We start from the raw sequence: 22,534 nt of genomic DNA, 5'->3' as shown, positions 1-22,534 counted from the left end.
GGGGACTAGCGGCGCTGCTCGTCCTGGACGATGCGGCCGTCGAAGAGGCTCACCGTGCGCGTGGCGGTGCGCGCGTGCGCCGGGTCGTGCGTCACCATGCAGATGGTGGCGCCGCCCTTGTGCAGCTCGGAGAGCAGCTGCATCACCGCCTCGCCGTTCTTCGAGTCGAGGTTACCCGTGGGCTCGTCGGCCAGGAGGATGAGCGGGTCGCCCGCCACCGCGCGCGCCACCGCCACGCGCTGCTGCTGACCGCCGGAGAGCTGGCCCGGCATGTGCCGCGCCCGGTGCGCCATGCCCACCTTCTCCAGCGCGCGCTCCACCCGCTGCTTGCGCTCGGCCGCGGGCATGCCCCGGTACGTCAGGGGCAGCTCCACGTTCTCGAACACCGTCAGGTCGCCGATGAGGTTGAAGCTCTGGAAGATGAAGCCGATGTGCCGGTTGCGCACCAGCGCCCGGTCCGACGGCGACAGCTCCAGCACGCTGCGCCCGTCCAGCAGGTACGCGCCGCGCGAGGCCGTGTCGAGCAACCCCAGCACCGCCAGCAGCGTGGACTTTCCGGAGCCCGAGGGGCCGACAATCGCCACCCACTCGCCCTGGCGGATGTTGAGGTGGATGTTGGAGAGCGCGTGCGTCTCCACCTCCTCCGTCTCGAAGACCTTCGTCAGTCCTTCGAGCTGGATGAGGGACTTGCCCGCGTCCGTCTTCGGTCCACCGGCCAGCACCCCCTCTTCGGTCGAAGCGGGCGCATCCACATTGTTCGTCGTCATCATCGCAAGATCACCCGCTCGACCGCGTCCCACGCGGCCATGTCCGAGAGCACTACCTGGTCGCCTTCCTGAAGACCCTGCACGACCTCCACGGCGTTCACCGAGCCCCGGCCGAGCTGCACCGGCACCCGAATCGCTTCGTCGCCCCCCGACACCAGCCGGAAGAGGGACATCGTTCCGTTCGGCTGCGCGCCCGCGGGGCGCCCCACGGAGAGCACGTTGCCCAGCCGCTCCAGCTCCACCGTCCCCTCCACCGTCAAGTCGGGCCGCGCGCCCCGGGGCAGCTCCTCGGGCAGCGACACCTCCACCCGCACCGTGCCCTGGCTCGCCGCCGGCGCCACCCGCGCCACCGTGCCCTCCACCACTCCGTTGCGCGTGTCGATCAGCGCCTTCTGGCCGGGCTGGATGTCGCGCGCCTGCGTCTCAGCGATTCGCAGCTCCGCCTTCAGCCGCTCGGGCTTGACGACCTTCGCCAGCAGCACGCCCGGCGTCACCCACTGTCCCAGCTCCAGCGGCAGGTCCTGAAGCACCCCGTCCTCCCCGGCGCGCACCTTCATCGACTCCACCTGGTTACGTCGGAACTGGGCGACCGCTTTCAAGCGCTCCACCTGGCCCTGCTGCGCGACGAGCTGGTCCTTCATGCTGGACGCCACGACGTTGAGCCGCTTGCGCTCCAGCTCCAGGCGGCGGGACAGCTCACCGGCCTTCTCGCGGGTCTGCTTCACCTCGAGGTCGCCGATGAGCTCCTTCTGGTGCAGGGCGTGGCTGGCCTCGGCGCGGCGGACGGCGTCCGCGGACTCGGAGGTGAGCGTGGCCACCGTGGCCTCCTGCCCCAGCCGCAGCGTCTCCAGCTCCATGCGCAGCTTGATGAGGTCCGCCTGCGCGCTGGCGAGCTGACGCTCCGCCTCCAGCGCTTGGAGCTGCACGTCCGGGTTTGCCAGTTCCATGAGCAGCGTGTCCGCCGTCACCGTGGCGCCGGGCCGGACGTGGATGCGCTCCACGCGGCCCGCCGTGTCGGCCGTGAGCCAGCGGATGTACTCGGGCACCAGCGTGCCCGCGCCCTTCACCTGCCGCACCATGGGCCCGCGCTTCACCGTGTCGAGCCACACCGACGCCCGCTCCACCGAAGGCGCCGCGGGGCGCAGCCGGGACAGGCCCACCGTCACGAGAAGGAGCGCGGAGGCTCCGGCGATGGCGAGGACCCAGGGCTTGCGGGTCTTCTTCTTGGCTTTGGGGATGTCCACGGGCTCTCTAAGAGCGAGCCTCGTGCCAATTGCTTTTCGCCGCTCAAAGCCCTGGATTTGTTCGGGATGTGGGGGGCTGTCCCAGGGGCGGTGCCCGGTTGCGGAAAGTGGCGTCCCAGAAGCGGACAGTGGGTTGGGGGCGGATCAACAGGCGCCTGTCACCCCGGGTGCGGGAGGGGCGGGAGGGCAGGCGCGAGAGGTCTTGTCGTGGGAGGACGCGGGGTCGCAAGGTGCGGCGCGCATGCGCTCGAGAGAGCAGCTCCACCCCCTGCAGGTCCTGCTGCAGTTGCCGCGGACCCTGGGGCCCGTGGAGCTGGCAGCGGTGGAGGACGAGGGCGGAGGAGGGGCCTATGGAAGGGACGTGTCCCGTTCCTGGAGGCGGGCCGTGGGGTGACAGGCCGCGCGTGATACTTCACGCGCCACGCCCTGCGAGCCACGAGCGCTGATGCGGAGGCGGACATGACGCTGCGCCAGGTGGCCATGCTGCTGTTGCTGCTGGGGACGGGCTGCGCGACCTCGCGTGTGGTGCACCTGGACACGGGCGAGGGCCGGCCCTTCGTCTTCACGCCACGGACGGACGTGGAGCCCGTGGTGCTGAGCGGCAGGGAGTTCGAGCAAGCCGTCCGGCAACTCGCGCCCACAGCACCTGTCTCCTCGCAGCCGAGAGAAGCGGCGCTCCGGCTTTTCGGCTCGGGGAATTCGCGGGCGTATTCGCAGGCGCGCGGCCGCCTGGGACTGGTCTCCGTCGAAGACCCTGAGCGGGGCCGGCTTCTCGTCCCTGACGAGCCGGAGACGGACACGAAGCTGGCGAGCGCCTACGGACGCTGGTGTCAGCGCAAGCAGCTGCCCGGTGACTGCCTGCACCTGCTGGACGAAGGCCTCACGCTGGACGAGGAGGGCAAGCGCACTCTGGCCTTCCGTCTGGCCCTGGACTCGGTCTGGGACGAAACGGCCGAGGCCCTGGAGGAACTGACGGACAGGGAAGCCATGGTGACGATGCTCGCCACGACTGGCGCCGTCTACCTGGGGCTGTGGTTGATACCGGAGCCGCTGCTGTCCAAGGGCATCGCCGCGACGCTGACGGTGGCCCTCATCGCCTACCTGGGATGGGACACGGTGTGGAGCCTCGTCCAGGGCTGGCGGGTGCTGGCGGCGGAGGTGAAGACGGCGACCACGTTCGACGAGCTACGCGACGCGGGCGAGAAGTACGGCGAGGTAATGGGGAAGAACGCCGCACGGGCCTTCGTCATGCTGACCATGGCCGCGCTGGGCGGCACGGCGCACACCCTCGCCGGGAGGATTCCTACCCTGCCCGGCTCCGCGCAGGCGTCACTGGTGGGCGCGAGCCAGGGAGGCTTCCGGCTCTCGGCGGCCGGACAGGTGAACGCCGTAGCGGTGTCCTCGGGCGGCGTGGTGACCATCGCGCTGGCCCCGGAAGCGGTGGCCGTAGTGGCCCAGGGCCCGAGCGACGCTACGTCGGCGCCGGTGCAGCCCGAGGGGCATGAGCACCACATCGCCACCAACAAGTGGTGGGAGTCCACGAACCAGGGTGGTCCGTGGTCGCCCAAGTTTCAGAAGCTCTTTGACAGAGCAGGCATGTCCCTGGACGACCCTGCGAACAAGGTTCGCATTACGGGCCATAAGGGACCCCACCCCGAGGGGTACCATCGCGAGGTATTCAGGCGCTTGAATGAAGCCATGAAGGACTGTAGCAGCATCCAACAGTGCCGTGAGTCACTCACCCGCGCACTCCAAGACCTTGCTGGGGAGATTTCCACTTCGGGCACCAGACTCAACAAGCTGGTCACCCGGACCTAGGCGCGCTGGAGTTCCTTCATGCCGATGCGCTACTTCGACCTGTCCGACGATGTCTACGTCCCCGGACGCTGGCACCTGAGCGACCCGACCGACGAAAGCGGTAGGGAAGTCGACAACCCGTGGATGTTCAGAAGGGGAGAGCCAGTTCGAATTGATGAGTCCTTGCGCATCCCCTTCCAACATCCAGGCAGGCCGCTGGACTTCTCCATGGCCGGTGTCGGCGCCACGCCCGTTGTCCACGCCAGGGTGGCGTCCATCCTCACCCGCCTGGCACCCAATGACGTTCAGCTCTTCCCCGTGACGGTCGGCTCGGAGTCCGAGCCGTACTTCCTCGTCAACGCTGTGCGCACCATCAGATGCATCGACGACGAGTCCTCCGAAGAGGTGCGTTACTGGAAGCCGGAGGATGGCCGGCCGGACAAGGTCGGTAGGTACAGAGTGGTCTATGGCATGCGCATCGACCCGACGAAGGTGGGCGATGCCAAGGTGTTCCGCACCTGGGGATGGAGCATCGCGCTCATCGTCTCCGAGGACATCAAGGCTGCCCTGGAGCGCGAGGGCATCACGGGCACGCGGTTCGAGGAAGTCACCGGTCCAAGCGCCATCAGTCCCGAGGAACGTGAGCGGGACCGGAAGTTCCGCGAACTGTGGGACCAGGCCCACGCCGCGCGTGAAGCAGTATGGTCTGGCCTTGGGAAGGTGGAAGCCGAGGACTTCATTCCCCTCGTCGTCGGCGGTGACTGGCCGAGCAAACGGCAGGCATGGCGCGTCATCCACCGTCCCGACGGACACACCCTGCTGGTCACGGACGGACTCTCCGACCCGCTCTACCTGCGGCCCGAGCCCTCCGTCGGCTTCGGCCTGGAGCTCGCCCTGGAGACGAACGAACCTCTCGGAGACATCGCGAAGAGCTGGCCCCCGCTTCTCCTGGAGCGCGTCTCCAACGAGGTGGCCTCGCACCCGCACCTGCGCGAGCGGTTGATGACGGGCTCGCTGTCCATGGAGGTCTCCGGAAAGGGCCTGCCCGAGCCCCTCGTCACGAAGGAAGGCCGGGTGGGCGTGTTGCTGGGTGTGGAGACGCGCACGCTGCCTCACCACTTCACCGTGCCCTCAGGCCAGGTGCGGCTGTTCACCGTCAAGGCGCTCATGCCCGCGAAAGTGGCCTACCTCGTGGAGCACGGGAAGACAGGGCGGGACGAGCTGGTGCGGCGCTTCAACCAGGACGGCCTCACGCACGTCTCTCGCTCCTGGCGCCGGTCCGTGGTGTGACACCCGCCAGGGCGGGCGCACGTCATGGAGCGAGCGCGTAGGGCAGCAAGGGCCTCGTCCCACTGACAGGGCTGAACCGGGCTCTGCGTGTCGCGGGGTCGAAATGTTTCGCGCCGGCTGTCCGTGGGTCGCTCCCGGAGCAGGCAGGCAGACACCGAGAGTGGGAGCCGCGCTCCCGGGTGTGCCCAACCCCACACTGGCGGGGTCTGGGATGGCGTCCGCATCCCGAGGAAGAACCCCACCATGTCACGACTGATGAAGCTGGCCGGCCTGTCCGCGGTGCTGTTGCTCACCGCCACCGGTGTGGCCGAGGCGAAGCAGTGGAAGTACGCGGGCCTGCACCCGCGCACTGGAACGCCCGCGGATGGGCTGTGCCACATCGAGACGACCCACGTGCACACCGCCGCGCCGCTGCACGCCGACGTGCTCTACCGCACGCGCGACAACGTCTACGTCTTCATCGGAGACCCCACGCCCTTCGGCTACGAAGGCCCCCGGCACGCCTACTACGGGCACCACCCCGTGGTCCTCAACGTGCTCATCCACATCGAGGTCGACGTGGACGTGGTGGAGTACTGCTACCACGACGGGCCGCACTACCACGCCTATGAGCCGCCGCCGCGCCAGGAGTTCGTGGAGAAGGAAGACGTCTCCTACTACGCGGGCGAGTACCCCGAGGAGTACAAGCAGGAGAACCCGAAGCTGGTGCGCGTCAACACCGTCTACCGCAACTGGAGCGCCCCGCGCCCTGTCGTGCGAGTGGCCCCTCCGCCCGAGTACCACGGCCCCATCTTCCAGGTGAGCCTCAACCTCCCGGTACCGCGCGTGGAGGTAACGGTGGGCGCTCCGCCTCCGCCGCCCGAGCGGGAGGTGGTCATCATCCGCGAGGAGCGCGTCGTCCATGAGCACCACGACCACGATGACCACTGCGGGCACCACGGCCACGGGAAGCACAAGAAGCACAAGCACAAGAAGCACAAGGACCGGGACTGATGATGCGGCGCGCGGCATATCCGCTGATGGCCCTGCTGATGGCGGGCTGCTCCAGCGGCGCGGACGACGTGATTGATGCGTGGAAGGCCGCGGGCGAGTCGCCCTCCGCGTTCACCGACGCGGGCGAGAAGCTGCCCGGTGGCAAGTGCCAGGCCGGCAAGGTGAGTGGCCTGGAGGCCACGGTGTGCGTCTTCGACGGTGCCGAGAAGGCCCAGCAGGCCGAGGAGGCCGGCTGGAAGCTCGTCGGCAACGCCGTCGGCTCCGCGGTCGTCTCGGGCAAGACGGTGCTCGTCATCTCCGACCCTCGCAAGGAGGACCCCACCGGGCGACGCATCAACGCGCTGGTGAAGACGTATCAGCAGGAGACGCGCTGAGCGTCCGTGGGCGCACGAGGGCGCGCGGCGTGGCGCCCGTCAGCGCCTTGAACTCGGTGATGAGGTGGGACTGGTCGTAGTAGCCCACCGCCGCCGCGATGGCACCCCAGTCCGGCGCGGCGGTGCGCTCGGAGGCACGTACCGCGCGCTGGAACCGGATGATGCGCGCGAACTCCTTGGGGCCCACGCCCACCACGTCCTCGAAGGCCCGGCGCAGGTGCCTCGTGCTGATGCCCAGCTCGCGCGCGAGCCCCTCCACCCGGGGCAGCTCGGTGGAGTCGGTGATGAGCCGGACGGCGCGCCTCACGACGTAGGCTCCCGCCGGCTCGAAGAGGTCTCCCCGGTGGAGCCGCTCGGTGAGCGCTTCCTCCAGCACCTGCAGCCTCGCGGCCACCGAGGGGGCCTCCGAGAGCGCTTCTCGCAGGCGCGCGCCGTCCGCACCCCAGAGCGTGTCGATGGACACGATGCGGTTGGTGAGCTCGGACATGGGCACGCCGAAGAACGGGTAGGCGCCCCCGGGCTTGAACCGCACGGCGAGGGTCCGCTGGACATCGACCGTCTTGCGCAGCGGACGCAGCCGCGTGCCGATGGCGTGCACCTCGCCCAGGCTGGAGGAGATTCGGACGACGAGGTCCACCTCGCCATCCGGTAGCTGGACGTACGGGTCCGCGTCAGGCCCGCGCGTGACGACGCGGAAGGACTTCACGAAGCGCGCGAGCTCCCGCGTCGGCGCGAGGTGGATGGCAGACACAGTCACACGCCAAGCATGGGGCACGGGCGTACCGGCTTCAACCCATCGGCGCCGGGGGCCCACGCGAGATGGCCGATTCCTCCAATCGCCTCCGGGGGCGCTCCTCTACTTGTGGCGCATGGAAACCACACAGGCCCGCCACCTCAGGGCCAGGAGCTGACCATGCGCGTTCACCACATCAACTGCGGAACCCTGTGCCCCGCCGGAGCCTGGCTCGTGCTGGGCGAGGGCAGCCTCTTCGCTCGCGCCCGGATGGTCTGTCATTGCCTGGTGCTGGAGACGCGGCAGGGGCTCGTGCTCGTCGATACCGGCCTGGGCACGCAGGACCTCCAGGACCCTTCCCGCCTGGGCCGGCGCTTCATCCGCCGCAACGCTCCCCGGCTGGACTCGCGGGAGACGGCCGTTGCCCAGGTGGAGCAGCTTGGCTTCAAGCGCGAGGACGTGCGCCACATCCTCCCCACGCACCTGGACCTGGACCATGCCGGCGGACTGTCGGACTTCCCCTCCGCCGAGGTGCACGTGTTCCGCGACGAGTACGAGGCGGCGATGAACCCCACCGGACGCAGCAAGAAGTACGGCTACCGGCCCCGGCAGTGGGCACATGAGCCCCGGTGGACACCGCATGCCGTGGACGGTGAGCGCTGGTTCGGCTTCGAGGCGGTGCGCCCGCTTCCGGGACTCGGCGACGAGGTGCTGCTCGTTCCGCTCGTGGGCCACTCAGAGGGGCACTGCGGCGTCGCGGTGAAGAGCGGGGGACGCTGGCTGCTCCACGCGGGCGATGCGTACTTCAGCCACCGCGAAGTCGCCCCGGTGGCCCCGAGCAGCCCGCTCGGACTGGCGCTGTTCCAGCGACTCCGCTCGGCGGACAACGCGGCGCGGGTGGCGAACCAGGCTCGGCTGCGGGAGCTGGTGCGGAACCACTCGGCCGAGGTGAGCGTGTTCTCCGCGCACTGCGCCACGGAGTTCCAGCGTCATGCGGCGAGTCCCCTGCCCCTGGTCCGTGCTCCGAGGGCCGTGAATGGATGACAGGGGACTCCTTGAAACGCGTGTGCCCGCTACGGAACGGCGTAGCCGAGGAGCTGCTCCGTCACCTGGCCCTCGCAGTTGGAGGCGCCGGAGATGAAGTGGTCCTGCCCCTGGCCGATGCGGCACCGGTACAGCGGCACCGTGCCCGCCACCTGCGAGGTGTAGATGTAGCCCACCGGCCCCATCGCGAGCAGCCCCTCGCAGTTCACATCCGGCGAGATGAGGTTGTGGTTACCCACGCGGCACTCGTAGAGCATCCGCGTGCCCGGCGCCGCGTCGCGCAGCAGGCGCCACGAGTTCTCCACCCGGAAGCCCGGAGGCGGCAGCCGCGACGAGGCCCAGTGGCCCCGCGAAGACAGATACGCCCGGCGCAGGCGCGTGTACGGCAGGTCCTCGAAGCCGCAGGAGAGCTGCTTCGGGTTCAGGTCATTGCGGTTCGCCAGCGCCCACGTGGACCACGCCGGCTTCGCGCTGCCATCCGTCCGGCGCAGCCCGAGCCCCAGCCCGCCCTCCGCCGCGTTGTCCTGCATGCGGTGGTAGATGTAGCTCTCGATGCCCGGCGTCCCGAGCACGTTGCGGAACGTGTCGCAGACCGCCGCCTGCTGCGCGGCCTCGGAGGACTGCGGGCTGGTCGAGTTGATGCCATTCTCCGTGAGCTGGATTTCCCACGCGTGCGGCCGGCCGGGGAACGTCTTGCGCAGCCAGCCCGCCAGCACACCCAGGTTGCCGAACGTCACGCGCGGGTAGTCGTCCGCGGAGAACTGGGGCTTGAAGAGGTCCGGCGCGTACGGGTGATACGCCACCCGCCATGCACGCGAGCCCGCCCGCGCGGCGACGCCGTTGATGACGGTGATGGCGGACAGCAGCGGGCTGTGGGCCGAGGGCTGGTCGAACTCCGTGCCGAAGTGGTGCGTCAGCGAGATGAGCACCTTCGCCGCGGGCTGCCACGCCACCACCTGGTCATAGGCCGCGTTGTAGTTGGCCGCGTACGTGTCCAGCCACGCCGTGACGTTGCACGCCCCCGCGCCCTGCCCACAGCCGATGTCGAACCAGTCGTTGGAGTTGACCTCGTTGTGGATGACGAAGTCCGCGATGCGGCCATGGCCGTTCTGCCCGTTGTAGCGCTGCGACAGCAGGCCCACGAAGCGCCCGTAGTCCGCCGCGTTGTTGGGTGCGCAGAAGATTTCGAAGCCTGGCGCCGCGGGCGTACAGACCCGTCCCGCTCGCGCCCACGCGGGCACTCCGTACACCACCGCCGTCACCACCACGCCGCGCGCCGTCCATTCACGGATGGCCGCGTCCACCGCCCCGTCCACCGCGAAGCAGCGCCCGCCGTACTCCACCCGGCCGCCCGTGCACGGCGGCGCCTGCACCGATGGCTCCCACTGCGCCCACACGAGGTTCATCGCCACGCCGCCCGTGTTGTTGCCCACCAACTCGTCGTAGCTGGGCCAGAAGTCCGGCTGGACGCCCTTGAGGCGGTACGCGCTTCGCGTGGGGTACGGCAGGTTCGCCGACGCCACCTCGGGCACCAGCACCGCGAGAGACAGGACGGCTGCGAGCGCCAGGCGCAGGGCCCGGCTCCACCGGCGGAACTCCAAAGTCATGGGAAGGCTCCCAGAGAGAACGTGGAATGGCCCGAGGCGGCATGCCCACGGGGCCGTCGGCGACCCTAGCCAGGAACTTGATATTCAGGTTATCCATTTATTACTGGAGCAGGGCCGGTTGAGGTGCCTCCGTTCGGGGTGCCGGAAGTAGGCTGCGCCCGCCATGCCGTCTTCCCTGCTCGAAGCCTTCCTGGACCACGCCCACCGCACTCCTTCCCGGCCCCTGCTCACCTTCGAGGGCAGCGCGTACACCTATGGTGCGCTCGCCGGGCGCGTCGCCGACTTCGCTCGCGGCCTGAGGCACCTCGGGCTTCAGCGCGGCGAGCGCGTGGCGCTCTTCCTGGAGAACAGCCCCGAGTTCGCCATCGCCTACCTCGGCGTGCAGCACGCGGGCGGCGCGGTGGTGCTCGTCAACACCGCGTACCGGCAGATGGAGCTGGCGCACATCCTCTCCGACTCGGAGGTGCGCACGTGCGTCACCGGCGCCTCGGGGGCCTCGGAGCTGGCGCCGCTGCGCGAGCAGCTTCCGTCCCTTCAGTGGCTCGTCACCGTGGAGCCTCCGGCCACCGCGCTTCCCGCGTCCCTCACGGTGGTGCCGTTCGACGGACTGCTCTCGCGCGGCGCAGCGGCGTCCTCCGAGCCGCTGGAGCTGCCGCGCCCCGAGGAGCTGGCGGTGCTCGGCTACACGTCCGGCACCACGGGCCGCTCCAAGGGCGCCATGCTGCTGCACCGCAACCTGCTGGCGAACGTGAAGGCCGTCACCGAGGCGTGGCGGTGGACGGAGGCCGACCGGCTGCTGCTCGCGCTGCCGCTGTTCCATACGCACGGCCTCATGGTGGGCCTGCACGGCACGCTCTACACCGGCGCCAGCGTGGACCTGCGCCGACGCTTCGTGGCCTCGGAGGCGCTGGAGGCGCTGCGCGACGACGCCTCGCTCACGATGTTCTTCGGCGTGCCCACCATGTACGGGCGCCTGCTGGAGGAGTCGCGCCGCACGGGGATGAAGCCTCGCTCGCTGCGGCTGTGGGTGTCCGGGTCGGCGCCCCTGAGCCCGCAGCTCTTTGGCGACATCGAGGCCGAGCTCGGCGCGCGCATCCTGGAGCGGTACGGGATGACGGAGACCATCATGAACACCACCAACCCGTATGACGGTGAGCGCCGCGCCGGCACGGTGGGCTTCCCCTACCCCGGCCAGGAGGCGCGCGTGGTGGACGTGCGCTCGCGGCGGGTGCTGCCTCGCGGGGAGACGGGCGAGATTGAAGTGCGTGGCCCCCACGTCTTCTCCGGCTACTGGCGCCGTCCGGAGGCCACCGCCGAGTCCTTCGACTCGGAGGGCTGGTTCCGCACCGGAGACCTGGGCGAGCACGACGCGGACGGCTACCTGCGCATCACCGGCCGCGCACGCGAGCTCATCATCAGCGGCGGCTTCAACGTGTACCCGCGCGAGGTGGAGGAGGTGCTCGCCTCACACCCCGGCGTCGCGGAGGTGGCGGTGCTCGGCCTGCCGGACGCGGACTTCGGCGAGCAGGTGGTGGCCGTGGTGGTGCCGCCCGCCGGTGCATCCGCGCCCGAGGCCCAGGCGCTGGTCGACTGGTGCAAGGACCGGCTCGCCAGCTTCAAGAAGCCGCGCCGCGTGGTCTTCGTGGAGGCGCTGCCTCGCAATGCGCTCGGCAAGGTGCAGAAGCACCTGCTGCGCGACAAGTTGATGGCACCGTGAGCGGCGGGGCGTCCACGGCCCCTGCTCTCCAGGGCCGCGACGCCTTCGCGGCGTGACGCTCAGGTCTTCTCGACGTTGCGGAAGTCCTGGCACGGCTCCTTGATGCCGAAGTAGTAGTGAAGCACCTTCACGTTCATCACGATGCGGTCCCACCAGCGCACGGGCAGGCTCTTGACCAGGGCGGGCGGCAGGTCCGCGGCCAGCTCCGCCAGGTCGATGTAGTGGGTCTGCGTCGGGCCGATGCCCTCGAAGTCGTGCAGGAGGGCGCGCGCGGACCGGCCGAGGGTGGGCTCCAGGCTCCCCAGCAGCTCGTCGGTCATCAACAGGTACTCGCGCGCCGGCACCTCATTCTTCAGCATGCGGTGCAGGAGGATGACGTCCATGCCCGCCAGCTCCTTGTGGCGCTTCACCTTCTGGAAGGCGACGTCACCCACGTGGGCGACGAACTTGAGGTTGAGGCTCTCGACCTCCATGCACCCGTGGCAGGTGCACAACCGGTTGGCCACGATGTCCTGCTGCCGGGCGAGGAACGCGCGGCGGATGTCGGCCACCGTCTGTCCGACGGAGGCGAGCTGGGCTTCGCTCTCGAGCGGGACGTAGAGGAACGCCGCGTCCCCCTCCAGCTTCGCCAGCTTGAGCGGCCTGGACGCGTCGATGACGGCCTCGAGCAGCGTCGCCACCACCTCTTGAGCGTGGGCAAGCGACATGCGGTGGGTGCGCATGAAACGGGTGTACCCACCGATGTCCGCGATGAGCAGGATGGAGCGTTGGATGGCCACGGCCCCAGGTTAGCGCACCCTCCCGCTCCGGGTCGAAGCTCAGCTCCGTGCAACTCGCGCCTGACGCCTACGCCTGATTCGACGACCACTTGAAGCGGTGCGTGGAGTACGTCCCACTGACTGCCTCTCCACTTCGCGAACTCGATATCAATCTCGTTCGTGCCGTCCGGCCCCACGTCGGAACAGCCAGACAGCCACGCACCTTCTGCGGCTGGCGCGCTGCCTGGCACGCAGGCAGACACCCGGGCTCCGCGTTCGAGGCCCGGATGGCCTCCCGGCGCGAAACGAAACCGCCTCCCCCGGGAACCAGCCCGGAGGAGGCGGAGGTGCGCGAGGGCCAGAAGCCCGCGCGTCAGTTGGTGCGGTAGGACGCCGTGCCGCTGCACGCGTTGGCGGAGTAGCAGCCGGCGCGCAGCTGGTAGATGCCGTCCGCGGGCGCCGTATAGGTGATGCGCGAGCCGCTGCCGCAGGCGTCGTCACTGAGGGCCACCTCAGTGCCGCCCGCGTTCACCAGCCGCAGGAAGGTGTCCGACGGCGTGTAGGCGTTGGGCGTGCCGCACGTGCCCACCGTCAGGACCTGGCCCGCGGACAGGATGAGGTCATGGTTCACGGTGCCCGTGGTGGCGCTGGCGGTGTTCGTGGCGGTGTAGACGACGGAGCCGCTGCCGCCGCTGGTGCCCCACGCCAGGTTGCCGCTGCACGCGGTGCTGGAGTAGCAGCCGGCGCGCAGCTCGTAGATGCCACCCTTGCCCACGGGCACGGTGTACTTGATGTTGGAGCCGGTGCCGCCGCAGGCGTCATCGCTCGCCGTCACCTGGGCGCCCGCCGCGTCGTACAGCCGCAGGAGGGTGTCACCGGTGAAGGACGCGCCCGTCACGCCGCAGGTGCCCACGTTGAGCACCTGGCCCTCGGTGAGGGCGAAGCGACGGTTGACGGTGTTGATGGTGGCGGAGGTGGTGTTGGCGGCGGCATAGGTGCCGGCGCTCACGCTCCAGACGGCGGTGCCACGGCAGCTCCGGTTCAGGTAGCAGCCAGCGCTGAGCTGGTAGTTGCCGCCACCGCCCGCGGGGACGGTGTACTTGATGTTCGAGCAGTAGGTGCCGAAGGCGTCGTCGCTGACGGCCACGAGCGTGCTCGCCGCGTTGGTCAGCCGCAGGTAGGTGTCACCCGCGTAGGCGGCGCCCGGCAGCCCGCAGGTGCCGATATGGACCGTCTGCCCTTCCACCAGCGAGAGCGTGGCGGTGGCCGCGTTCACCGAGGCGGAGCTGGTGTTGGTGCGGTCATAGGTCAGCGCGTTGGCCAGGGACGTCTCACCACACAGCCGACGGCTGGTGGCCACGGCACAGTAGGCGTCCAGGGCCGGGCGCACGTAGGTGATGTCCTCGCCACGGCAGCCCGTCTCCGAGCAGACGTTGACGATGTTGCAGCTCCCGTTGGCGACGTAGTCCGTCTCGCCGCGCACGAGGATGCCCACCACCGACTGCCAGAGCAGGTCATAGACACCCGAGCCGGAGTTGCCGCCGAAGGTGTCCGTGTTGGCCACGAAGAAGTCCAGCGTGGCCGTGCGCGAGTCACGCACCGAGCCGCCAGAGTCAATCTTGTAGGGGATGCCGCTGCCCGAGCCGATGACGGCCACGCCCTGGCCCACTGGCAGGGCCGCGTTCTCCGAGCGCACCGGCGCCGGGGTGAAGCGCGGCACGGCGGACCTGTCCAACCGGACGACGGCGAAGTCCAGGTTCTGCCCGTTCACCACCGCCAGCTGCCGCGCCACCACGGACGAGCAACTGAAGATGTCCTGCGTCGTCACGGTCTGCAGCGCGAGCGGCGTCGCACGGTAGAAGTTGAAGACGAAGCGGGTGTTGGCGCAGTTCGCGGCGGTGATGCAGTGGCCCGCGGTCAGCACCAGGTCGTCGTCGATGAGCGTGCCCGAGCAGAAGGCCGGGCTCGGGTCACTCAGGAAGCGCTCGGTGGCGCAGAGGTTGTTGTCCACCTGCAGCGTGTTGCCGGTGAAGGTAACGTTGTCGGGGTTGGTCGCGTTGATGGCCGTCGGGCGCATCAGCGCCACCGTGGACTGGTGCGCGCGCGCCCGCAGGTACGCGTCCGTGTGAAGGTTCACGTCCTGGCGGTTGTCGACGCCATACACCACCGAGTCCCTGCGCGTGCCCAGCTCCTCGTCGGGCTTGGACTCCTTGCCGGGCAGGGAGGCCGGGTCCAGCTCCCGCGGCTCCTGCTGCTCGGCGGGCCCACAGCCTGATGCGAAGACAAGACTCCCCAGCAGCGCTCCCAGCACGTGGGAGCGCATTCCGATTGCTCGCTGACGCATGTGTTCAATGCCCCTTGGTGGCTTGCGGCAGACAGTGAACGAGGGGCTCGGGAGATCTTCCCCCTGCTGATTTTTCCGGGAATTTCTCCCTCGGGGGCTTCGCTACGGCTACTTCGCGACGACGAAGTTCTGCCCGCTGTTGTTGTTCCAGGTGCGGTTGCCGGACGCGTCATCCACGTAGATGGCGTACTGCACGGCGCTGAACGAGATGTACGGCGGGATGTTGAAGCGGCCGTTCCATACTTCGTCCTGGCTGCCGTAGGCGTTGGGCTGGTTGCTCTGCCACGCGAGCGTGGCCGACTGCGTGGTCTGCCAGTTGTCCCAGGTGTAGACGACGCCCGCGGTGTGCCCCGGGGCCACGGGCCAGACGCCGGTGGTGAGCTGGAATTGGTAGAAGACGTAACCGCCTCCCGCGCCCACCACGGGCACGCTCGCGCTCATGACCCACGTCGTCTCCGCGGCGGCCACGGCCGGCAGCAGGAGGAACAGGGCGGCGGACAGGCTTCCAAGCAGCTTCTTCATGGCGGACTCCCTTCAGTGGAGCCGGCACCTTGGAGCGCACGCCCTGGAAACTCAAGATGCGGGGAGGATCCGCAGGCACTCGCGGATCCTCCCCAGGTCACGACTTCGCCGGGCGGAGGCCCGTTGTCAGAGCTACTGGAGGTAGTTGAGAACGACCTGGCCGTTGCCACCGCCGACATTGGCCTGGTTGACGGGGTTGGCGCCGCCGTTGGCAGAGCCACCGCCACCACCACCGCCACAGTTGGAGGACGCGCCACCGGCACCGCCGCCGCTGTAGCCACCCGCACCGCCGGCCGCGCCCGCCGCGCCGCCTCCGCCACCGAAGCCGCCGTTGCCGTTGAGGGTGCCACCGCCACCACCACCGCCGCTGCTGATGGCGCTACCTCCACCGCCACCACCCGAGCCGGCGCCGTTGACTCCGGCGCCGCCCGACTGCGTCAGGCCCGCACCGCCGCCGCCGCCACCGTGGAAGCCGGCCGCACCACCGCCTCCTCCTCCGGCGCTGGCTCCGCCACCGGCACCCGGGCTGCCGTTACCGGACGTGCCGCTGCTGCTCAGCGAGGCGCCGATGCCATTGAAGCCGTTGCAGCCCGCTCCACCGCCACCGCCCGCGGCCACCAGCAGCGCCGACGTGGACGCAGCTCCTGTGCCCCGCCACACGAAGGTGCCACCACCGCCACCACCGTTGGTGCCGTCCGCGCCCCGGCCGCCCACGAGCAGCGTGAGCTGCTCTCCGGGCGTCACCGCGAAGCTGCCTTGCAGTGAGGCACCCAGGCCCGCCGTGGAGTTGTTGAAGGCGTTTCCGCCGCGAGCTCCCACGGCATTGATGGTCAGCACGCTCACGTTGGCGGGTACCGTGAAGGTCTGGGTTCCGCCCGTGTAGTTGAAGGTCTGGCTCTGTGGCGTCTGCCCGTGGGCGGACATCCCTCCCAGGCTCGTGGCGAGTGCCACGAGTACCGTGAGAAGCCTCGATACACTTCGTGCGTCAGGATGGGAGTTCCTCATCGCTGCCTTTCTTGCGTTGCGTTGGACTCGGGGCCGGTCGGCCACCGGGCGGCGGCCCCAGCAAGCGGCGAGCCACTTCGCGTATGAATCACTCATACCTGCAGCACGTGTCGTGACGCAGAGCGACTTCCGCGCGGCTGCGTCTTCAGGAAACACGACTGCGTCCCATCGGGAAGCATCCGGAGTCAGCCGGCCTACGCCCACGCATCCCCGGAATGGGCCCCGTGGCCGTCGGCCATACTCCGCCCATGACTGTCCCGAGTGCCGATTGGGAGAAGTGTGTCTCGGAGCTGTGGGCCGGGATGGATGGCCATGACGCGGACGCATTCGTTGGCCGCATGGAGGCGCTGGTCGCCGAGCTCCCACCGGGAAACGCGATTGGACTGTTCGAGCGAGGCTCGGCGTTTGACTCCACCGGCCACCCCGCGCGGGCGGTTGAGCTGTACTCGGCCGCGCTCGACGCGGGCCTGGCGGGTGAGCGCCGCCGGCGGGCTGTCATCCAGTTGGCCAGCTCGCTCCGCAACCTTGGGAAGCCACAGGACGCGTTGAAGCTCCTGACCACCGAAGCCGACGCCGCGTCCGATGCGCTCGATGGCGCGGTGGCGACCTTCATGGCCCTGGTGCTCGTCGACCTCGGACGCGAGCGGGAGGCGGTGGCCGTGGCCCTCACGGCCCTTTCGAAATACCTGCCTCGCTACAACCGCTCCGTCGCGCGCTACGCCCAGCAGCTCCGGGACAAGGCTCCCTAGCCGGCGACACGCGGCCCAGGGCCCACCCGGACCTGCACAGGCACACGGGTGTCCGTTTGGACTCTCAAGAATCGCGAAAAATGTGTCACAGCCACGCAACCCGCGCGGGCCCGGGGCGGAAAATGGAGACGTCCTCACGATGATCGCGCCCCTGCGTCTGGGGCCGGCGTCTCCCACACCCCCCTCAAGGACTCCCGCATGCCCCCGCCCCCGGTGAGTAACAGTGGTGCCGCAGAGGCCGCCCGTCGTGCCGCGGAGGCCGCCCGTCGCGCAGCGGAGGCCGCCGAGGCCGCTCGCAAAGCCGCCCAGGCGCAGGCGGAGGCCGCCGCGAAGGCACGCGCACAGGCCAACGAGGCCCAGCAGCAGGCGCAGCAGGTCCAGAAGAAGGCGGGCCCCAATCCCAGCCAGGCCCAGGAGCAGGCCATCGACCAGGCCGAGGCTCGCGCGAAGCGCCTGGACACGACTGCCGGCCGCACCGAGGCCACCGCCCAGCACGAGCGCCAGCGCTCCATCGACGAGGCCAACAAGTCCCTGGAGGCCGCGCGCACCGCCAACCGCACCGCCGAGGCCGCCGGCAAGCCCGCGCCCTTCGCGGCCGCGGACCGCGTACGCGACGCCTACGAGGCCGGCAACCTGAACCCGCAGGAGCAGGCCCGCCTCTTCGGTGGCCCGGGCCCCGTGTCCGCCCAGGACGCCGCCATCGAGAGCACCCGCCGCATCCAGGCGGCCACCGACGCGGGCCCCGCCCAGGGCGCCGCCGAGCTGCGCCGCCAGCTGGAGCTCACCAGCGACCCCGCGCAGCGCGCCAACATCGCGCGCACCGCCGCGCCGCAGGTGGAGCGCATGAGCCAGGCCGTCAACAACTACGACGACCGGCCCGGTGAGACGGACCTCAACAACACCCTGCGCGACCTGTCCTACGCCACTCGCGCCGCGGGCCCCGAGGGCGGCGCCGCCATCGCCCAGAGCTTCGCGCTCCACCAGGGCGACCGCTTCACCGACGTGGACGACAATGACCAGTTCGGCGGAGCGCTGCGCCAGCAGATTGAAGACGGCGCGCCGCCGGACTTCGGCACGCAGCTGGCCAACAACCTGGAGGCGATGGACAAGAGCTCCGACGCCAAGGACAACATCCGCCAGGCCGTGGACGAGGCGACGAACGGCCGCCCCGGCTTCCTCGAGCAGGCCGCTGACAAGGGCGGCGGCATCATCGAGGGCACCGGCGACGCCATTGGCACGGTGACGGACCACATCCCCGAGCCCATCCGCAATGCAACCACCTTCACGCCGCTGGGGCCGGTGCTCAACTCGGCGGACCTGCTGCGCACCTCCGGCCAGAGCATCCAGGACCTGCCGGAGACGGTGGAGGCCGTCAAGCAGGTGGGGCAATACCGGAGCGCCATCGACGGGCTCGGTGACGGCGACTCGCACACCCTGCACGTCGGAGGCAGCGTCAGCGGCGCGGGCCTCACGGGCAAGGCCGAGGGCAACATCGAGATTTCCCGCGGCAAGGACGACAGCGGCAAGGACGAGTACACCGTCAGCGTGGATGCCCAGGTGGGCGGCGGCATCGGCGGCATCCTCACCCAGGGCACCAAGGGTGAGCTGAGCGGCAGCGCCACCGCCAACGTGGGCGGCAAGGTGGAGCTGAAGTTCGGCAGCGCCAAGGAAGCGAAGGAGGCGGTGGACACCATGATGGCCACCGCGGCCACGGCCGCCGCCGGACCGGCTGGCGCCGCGGCGGACCAGCTGGGCGTCATCGACCACATCTTCGGCGCCTCGCCCGGCGACCTGGGCAAGCTGCGCGACAACATCAGCGCGGTGGAGGTGCAGGGCAACATCGCGGCGGAAATCTCGGCCGAGGGCGGCACCAGCCTGCAGGGGCTGAGCGGCAGCGCCGACGTCCAGGCGCAGCACACGGCCCGGGTGGAGTTCGAGAACGGTCAGCCCAGCGCGGTGGTCCTCAAGCAGAAGATTTCCGGCAACGCCGAGGGCGCGGTCAGCACCGGCGGCGGCGTGAGCGGCGAGGTCAACGGCGGGGTGAGCGGCAGCATCGAGGTGGAGGAGCGGTTCAACATTCCGAAGGACTTCCAGCTCAGCGACCTGGCCACGAGCGAGGGCCGCGGCAGGCTCGTCAAGGACGCCGAGGCGAAGGTCACCTTCGAGGCGGAGCTGCAGGGTGGCCGCGCGGTGGGCGTGACGAGCGGGCCGGTGGAGGCCAGCCTCAACCAGGGCGAGGGCGTGAAGGCCACCGCCTCCGTCAAGGGCAACCCCCAGGCCATCCTGGAGAGCGGCGCGGGCGGCGAAATCCTGCGCGGCAACTTCGACGGCGCGCTGGACAAGCTGGGACGGGTGCCCTCGGACAAGGGCGGGCTCGTGGTGGAGGCCTCGCTGGAGCGCTTCCGCACCACCGGCATCGAGGGCGGGCTGAGCGTCGGCGCGGGCGGCAACGGCGGCAGCCTGGAGATTGGCGCCGGGACGAAGGACTTCGCGGACGAGAAGCTGGCCGAGTACAAGGGCGACGTGAATCAGGTCCGCCGCGATGTGGACCGGCTCGTGAACAAGGTGCGCGACAACGCGCTGGACCCCGAGCGCCTGCGCTACCTGCGCCCCATCATCGCCTAGTCCCCGAGTGAGCTTGCTCGGTGCCCGAGCAACCGTGCCGCCCGGGTGGCGGCGCGGGGCTCCGGCCCGGGAAAGTCGCCCGGGCCCGAAGTGAATAACCGCCCGGAGGGCCACGTCCGGCGGAGCAATGCTCCGTCACGTCCTCCTGGTCGTCGCAGCAGTACTCGGGCCGCTGGCCTGCGGTAGCGCACACGCCGCCACGCGCACCGCGGCGCCCGTGTCAGCACATCCCGCGGCGGTGAAGCCGGCGCAGGGCAAGCAGGCGGAGCCCGCGTCCACCGGCCGCAAGTCGAAGCCTTCCCGCGCCACGTCCCCACCCCGCCCGCGCGTGGGCGAGCGCATCGCCAAGAAGGCCACCGGCCTCGTCGGTGTCACCTCCCTGCGCACCGTGAGCAACACCGTGCCAGATGACTGCACGGGCCTGGCGCGGCTGGCCTACACGAGCGCCGGCATCGACCTCATGTCGGGCCCGGGCCGCAAGGGTGAGAACGGCGTCACCCACATCTACCGCGCCGTGCGTCGCCAGGGCGCCCTCCACCGGACGAAGCCGCGCCCGGGAGACCTCGTCTTCTTCCGCGAGACGTATGACAGGGACAACGACGGGCGCCGCGATGACGGGCTCACCCACGTCGGCGTCGTCGAGCGCGTGTCCCCCGGTGGCCTCGTCACCTTCGTCCACCGGGGCAGCAAGGGCATCGTCCGCGCACGCATGCACCTGCGCTGGCCCGCCACCCACCGCGCCCGCGCCAACCGCGAGGTGCTCAACGACTACCTCCGCCGCGCGTCCCGCAAGCACCGCGCCTATGTCACCGGCGAGCTCTTCGCCGGCTTCGCTTCTCCCGAGGCGCTTGCCCCTCGCTCTCGCAGGTGAGGCCCTTCCGTGCACTCCACGGCTCGGTCCTCCACGTCCATCGCAGGATTCCGAACACAGCGAATTCAATTCCGTGGCTGGCGCCCCGCCCTGGCCTACCTTCGCGAGCGAGGGAGGAACGCGGACCCGTGACGGACACCTCTGACCTGCCGGCCGAACCCAGCCCACGGGTCCCTACCGGCGTGCCAGGGTTGGACACCCTCCTGCGCGGCGGCTGGCTGCGCGGCGGCACCTACATCATCACCGGCGTCCCTGGGACGGGGAAGACCATCCTCGGCAACCAGTTCTGCTTCGCCACCGTCGCGCAGGGTGGGAAGGCCATCTACCTCACCGTGCTCGCCGAGTCGCACGCGCGCATGGTGCTGCACCTGCAGGGCATGAGCTTCTTCCGAAAGGAAGAGGTCGGCCGCACGCTGCTCTACGAGAGCGGCTACTCCCCCCTCAAGTCGGAAGGCCTCACGGGCCTGAGCCGGCTCATCTTCCGCGCGGTGCGCGAGCACGGCGCCACCGCGCTGGTGGTGGACGGCCTGTCCGCCGTGGAGGAGAGCGCCGAGTCACGCCTGGCCTTCCGTGAGTTCCTCCATGGCCTGTGCGTCCACAACGCGCTGGCGGGCTGCACCACGCTGCTGCTCACCGGCAAGCGCGATGACCCGGCCGACCCGCAGTTCGCCATGGTGGACGGCGTCGTCCTGCTGGCCATGGAGACGCTGGGCGTGAAGTCCGTCCGCTCCCTCGAGGTGGCCAAGTTCCGCGGCGGCTCGCAGCTGGTCGGCAGGCACAGCTTCGCAATCACCGATGACGGAGTCGTCGTCTATCCGCGCACCGAGGCCCTCTACTCGGAGGCGACGGAGCGCGTGCCGGAGCTGAAGCAGCGGCTGGCCTTCGGCATTCCCCGGCTGGACGAGATGCTCTACGGCGGGCTGGTGCGCTACTCGTCCACGCTCGTCTTCGGTTCACCGGGCAGCGGCAAGACGCTGCTGTGCCTGCACTTCCTCGCGGAGGGCGCGCGCCGGGGCGAGCCGGGCCTCTACTTCAGCTTCGTGGAGACGGCGCAGCGCCTGCTCAACAAGGCGGACCTGGTGGGCCTGGACCTGCGCAAGTACGCGAACGCGGGCCTGGTGAAGCTGGAGTCGCGCTTGGCGGTGGAGTCGCTGCCCGACGCGCTGGTGCAGGAGCTGTTCGGCCTGGTGAAGAAGCTCGGCATCCAGCGCCTGGTGCTGGACGGGCTGGAGCCCTTCATCCAGGAGTCCACGGACCCGCACCGCACCCCGCGCTTCCTCACCGCGATGACCAACGCGCTGCGCGCCCTGGGCGTCACCACCCTGGCCACGCAGCAGACCAACACCCTCTTCGGCCCGGAGCTGAATGCGCCGCTGGAGCGGGTGGAGGCCATCATCGACAACATCCTCCTCCTGCGCTTCGTGGAGCTGCGCTCGCAGCTGTACCGCATGCTGTCCGTGCTGAAGATGCGCGAGAGCGACAATGACCCGGCCCTGCGCCTGTTCTCCATCACCGCCGAGGGCATCGACGTGGCGGAGACCTTCGAGAGCGCCGAGGCCATCCTCACCGGCCAGGCACGGCCGCTGGTGTCGTCGGTGAAGAAGAAGGCGGACAAGCCCGGCAAGCGCAGGGGCCTCCTGCGGCGCAGGAGGGGCGGCGCATGAAGCGGCTCCTCATCGTCGACGACGAGCTCGCCATCGTCGAGGCGCTCCAGGACATCCTCTCCGTGGAGGGCTACGACATCGTCACCGCCTTCAACGGGGCGGAGGGCCTGGAGCGCATGGCGGCGGCGAAGCCGGACCTGGTGCTGTTGGACTTGATGATGCCCGTCATGGACGGCCGGGAGATGCTGCGCCGCATGCGCGAGAACCCGGCGCTGCTCTCCATCCCCGTGGTGGTGATGAGCGCCGGCCGCATCTCCGACGAGGAGCGCCGCTCCAGCGCGCGCTTCCTCGCCAAGCCCTTCGAGCTGGACCTGCTGCTCGACACCATCTCCGAGCTGCTCGGCGACCCGCGCTCCGAGTCGGAAGACACGGAGCGCCCGCACTGAAGCGAGGACGCGTCTTCCGCACCGGAGCTTCCGGAGCGGAAGGC

At 69.9% G+C, this 22,534-nt stretch carries 19 protein-coding genes; 11 read left to right on the top strand and 8 right to left on the bottom strand.

What is annotated here, in order from left to right; genetic code table 11:
* Positions 1-5 precede the first annotated feature (5 nt).
* Together G4D85_RS14940 and G4D85_RS14935 are read right to left on the bottom strand one after the other, a co-directional pair.
* Entirely contained in the window at positions 6-770 is a 765-nt protein-coding gene (locus G4D85_RS14940; protein ID WP_240359277.1) for an ABC transporter ATP-binding protein, read from the bottom strand.
* Positions 767-2,011 carry an efflux RND transporter periplasmic adaptor subunit gene (locus G4D85_RS14935; RefSeq protein ID WP_164012369.1) on the bottom strand — a complete coding sequence of 415 codons (1,245 nt, stop codon included), beginning with the start codon at positions 2,009-2,011 and terminating at the stop codon, positions 767-769. The genes G4D85_RS14940 and G4D85_RS14935 overlap by 4 nt, the downstream gene beginning before the upstream one ends.
* 459 nt (positions 2,012-2,470) lie before the next feature.
* Here G4D85_RS14935 and G4D85_RS14925 point away from each other — a divergent pair, with 459 nt between their 5' ends.
* From G4D85_RS14925 to G4D85_RS14910, 4 genes are all read left to right on the top strand, one after another.
* On the top strand, positions 2,471-3,829 hold the full coding sequence (locus G4D85_RS14925) for an AHH domain-containing protein (protein WP_164012365.1): 1,359 nt from the start codon (positions 2,471-2,473) through the stop codon (positions 3,827-3,829).
* An 18-nt stretch (positions 3,830-3,847) separates the two neighbouring features.
* On the top strand, positions 3,848-5,098 hold the full coding sequence (locus G4D85_RS14920; RefSeq protein WP_164012363.1) for an imm11 family protein: 1,251 nt from the start codon (positions 3,848-3,850) through the stop codon (positions 5,096-5,098).
* Positions 5,099-5,341: 243 nt separating this feature from the next.
* Positions 5,342-6,091, top strand: a complete 750-nt coding sequence (locus G4D85_RS14915) for a hypothetical protein (protein WP_164012361.1) — start codon at positions 5,342-5,344, stop codon at positions 6,089-6,091.
* The gene (locus tag G4D85_RS14910; protein ID WP_240359276.1) at positions 6,091-6,465 is read left to right on the top strand and encodes a hypothetical protein; all 375 of its coding nucleotides are present in this window, start codon (positions 6,091-6,093) and stop codon (positions 6,463-6,465) included. Before G4D85_RS14915 ends, G4D85_RS14910 begins: the two co-directional genes overlap by 1 nt.
* Here the strand turns inward: G4D85_RS14910 and G4D85_RS14905 are convergent.
* Positions 6,425-7,222 (bottom strand): helix-turn-helix domain-containing protein, encoded by a 798-nt coding sequence (locus G4D85_RS14905; RefSeq protein WP_240359275.1) that lies wholly within the window; start codon positions 7,220-7,222, stop codon positions 6,425-6,427. The two genes, G4D85_RS14910 and G4D85_RS14905, sit on opposite strands and share 41 nt — an antisense overlap.
* A 156-nt stretch (positions 7,223-7,378) precedes the next feature.
* Here G4D85_RS14905 and G4D85_RS14900 point away from each other — a divergent pair, with 156 nt between their 5' ends.
* Entirely contained in the window at positions 7,379-8,242 is an 864-nt protein-coding gene (locus G4D85_RS14900; RefSeq protein WP_164012359.1) for an MBL fold metallo-hydrolase, read from the top strand.
* 29 nt (positions 8,243-8,271) lie between these two features.
* Here the strand turns inward: G4D85_RS14900 and G4D85_RS14895 are convergent, their stop codons facing one another.
* Positions 8,272-9,849 carry a DUF5722 domain-containing protein gene (locus G4D85_RS14895; RefSeq protein WP_164012357.1) on the bottom strand — a complete coding sequence of 526 codons (1,578 nt, stop codon included), beginning with the start codon at positions 9,847-9,849 and terminating at the stop codon, positions 8,272-8,274.
* 163 nt (positions 9,850-10,012) lie between these two features.
* Between G4D85_RS14895 and G4D85_RS14890 the strand changes: the two genes are divergently transcribed.
* Complete coding sequence (locus G4D85_RS14890) at positions 10,013-11,566, top strand: AMP-binding protein (RefSeq protein ID WP_164012355.1); 1,554 nt, start codon at positions 10,013-10,015, stop codon at positions 11,564-11,566.
* Between the two features lie 59 nt (positions 11,567-11,625).
* Here G4D85_RS14890 and G4D85_RS14885 read toward each other — a convergent pair whose 3' ends face one another.
* The 4 genes from G4D85_RS14885 to G4D85_RS14870 all read right to left on the bottom strand — a co-directional run bounded on the left by G4D85_RS14885 (position 11,626) and on the right by G4D85_RS14870 (position 16,114).
* Positions 11,626-12,345, bottom strand: coding sequence for a DUF2652 domain-containing protein (locus G4D85_RS14885; protein ID WP_164012353.1), 720 nt, complete (start codon positions 12,343-12,345; stop codon positions 11,626-11,628).
* Between the two features lie 352 nt (positions 12,346-12,697).
* Entirely contained in the window at positions 12,698-14,668 is a 1,971-nt protein-coding gene (locus tag G4D85_RS14880) for a trypsin-like peptidase domain-containing protein (RefSeq protein ID WP_164012352.1), read from the bottom strand.
* A 108-nt stretch (positions 14,669-14,776) separates the two neighbouring features.
* Complete coding sequence (locus G4D85_RS14875; protein WP_164012350.1) at positions 14,777-15,190, bottom strand: carbohydrate-binding protein; 414 nt, start codon at positions 15,188-15,190, stop codon at positions 14,777-14,779.
* 132 nt (positions 15,191-15,322) lie between these two features.
* Positions 15,323-16,114 (bottom strand): hypothetical protein, encoded by a 792-nt coding sequence (locus tag G4D85_RS14870; protein WP_164012348.1) that lies wholly within the window; start codon positions 16,112-16,114, stop codon positions 15,323-15,325.
* A gap of 329 nt (positions 16,115-16,443) precedes the next feature.
* Between G4D85_RS14870 and G4D85_RS14865 the strand changes: the two genes are divergently transcribed.
* The 5 genes from G4D85_RS14865 to G4D85_RS14845 all read left to right on the top strand — a co-directional run bounded on the left by G4D85_RS14865 (position 16,444) and on the right by G4D85_RS14845 (position 22,490).
* Positions 16,444-16,944, top strand: coding sequence for a tetratricopeptide repeat protein (locus G4D85_RS14865; RefSeq protein WP_164012346.1), 501 nt, complete (start codon positions 16,444-16,446; stop codon positions 16,942-16,944).
* A 198-nt stretch (positions 16,945-17,142) separates the two neighbouring features.
* A complete protein-coding gene (locus G4D85_RS14860; protein ID WP_164012344.1) occupies positions 17,143-19,569 on the top strand; it encodes a hypothetical protein in 2,427 nt (808 codons plus the stop codon).
* Between the two features lie 217 nt (positions 19,570-19,786).
* A complete protein-coding gene (locus G4D85_RS14855) occupies positions 19,787-20,440 on the top strand; it encodes a CHAP domain-containing protein (protein WP_240359274.1) in 654 nt (217 codons plus the stop codon).
* Between the two features lie 128 nt (positions 20,441-20,568).
* Positions 20,569-22,104 carry a DUF7125 family protein gene (locus G4D85_RS14850; RefSeq protein ID WP_164012340.1) on the top strand — a complete coding sequence of 512 codons (1,536 nt, stop codon included), beginning with the start codon at positions 20,569-20,571 and terminating at the stop codon, positions 22,102-22,104.
* A complete protein-coding gene (locus tag G4D85_RS14845) occupies positions 22,101-22,490 on the top strand; it encodes a response regulator (protein ID WP_164012338.1) in 390 nt (129 codons plus the stop codon). Before G4D85_RS14850 ends, G4D85_RS14845 begins: the two co-directional genes overlap by 4 nt.
* Positions 22,491-22,534 lie beyond the last annotated feature (44 nt).

Source organism: Pyxidicoccus trucidator (genome assembly GCF_010894435.1).
In the GTDB taxonomy this organism is placed as follows: Bacteria; Myxococcota; Myxococcia; order Myxococcales; family Myxococcaceae; genus Myxococcus; species Myxococcus trucidator.
This window is presented reverse-complemented; position numbering and strand designations above follow the sequence as displayed.

Excerpts from the sequence above, each read along its gene's own strand:
- G4D85_RS14940 (WP_240359277.1), bottom strand. The coding sequence starts at position 770 with ATGATGACGACGAACAATGTGGATGCGCCCGCTTCGACCGAAGAGGGG.
- G4D85_RS14925 (WP_164012365.1), top strand. The coding sequence starts at position 2,471 with ATGACGCTGCGCCAGGTGGCCATGCTGCTGTTGCTGCTGGGGACGGGC.
- G4D85_RS14920 (WP_164012363.1), top strand. The coding sequence starts at position 3,848 with ATGCCGATGCGCTACTTCGACCTGTCCGACGATGTCTACGTCCCCGGA.
- G4D85_RS14915 (WP_164012361.1), top strand. The coding sequence starts at position 5,342 with ATGTCACGACTGATGAAGCTGGCCGGCCTGTCCGCGGTGCTGTTGCTC.
- G4D85_RS14910 (WP_240359276.1), top strand. The coding sequence starts at position 6,091 with ATGATGCGGCGCGCGGCATATCCGCTGATGGCCCTGCTGATGGCGGGC.
- G4D85_RS14900 (WP_164012359.1), top strand. The coding sequence starts at position 7,379 with ATGCGCGTTCACCACATCAACTGCGGAACCCTGTGCCCCGCCGGAGCC.
- G4D85_RS14895 (WP_164012357.1), bottom strand. The coding sequence starts at position 9,849 with ATGACTTTGGAGTTCCGCCGGTGGAGCCGGGCCCTGCGCCTGGCGCTC.
- G4D85_RS14890 (WP_164012355.1), top strand. The coding sequence starts at position 10,013 with ATGCCGTCTTCCCTGCTCGAAGCCTTCCTGGACCACGCCCACCGCACT.
- G4D85_RS14880 (WP_164012352.1), bottom strand. The coding sequence starts at position 14,668 with ATGCGTCAGCGAGCAATCGGAATGCGCTCCCACGTGCTGGGAGCGCTG.
- G4D85_RS14875 (WP_164012350.1), bottom strand. The coding sequence starts at position 15,190 with ATGAAGAAGCTGCTTGGAAGCCTGTCCGCCGCCCTGTTCCTCCTGCTG.
- G4D85_RS14870 (WP_164012348.1), bottom strand. The coding sequence starts at position 16,114 with ATGTCCGCCCACGGGCAGACGCCACAGAGCCAGACCTTCAACTACACG.
- G4D85_RS14865 (WP_164012346.1), top strand. The coding sequence starts at position 16,444 with ATGACTGTCCCGAGTGCCGATTGGGAGAAGTGTGTCTCGGAGCTGTGG.
- G4D85_RS14860 (WP_164012344.1), top strand. The coding sequence starts at position 17,143 with ATGCCCCCGCCCCCGGTGAGTAACAGTGGTGCCGCAGAGGCCGCCCGT.
- G4D85_RS14845 (WP_164012338.1), top strand. The coding sequence starts at position 22,101 with ATGAAGCGGCTCCTCATCGTCGACGACGAGCTCGCCATCGTCGAGGCG.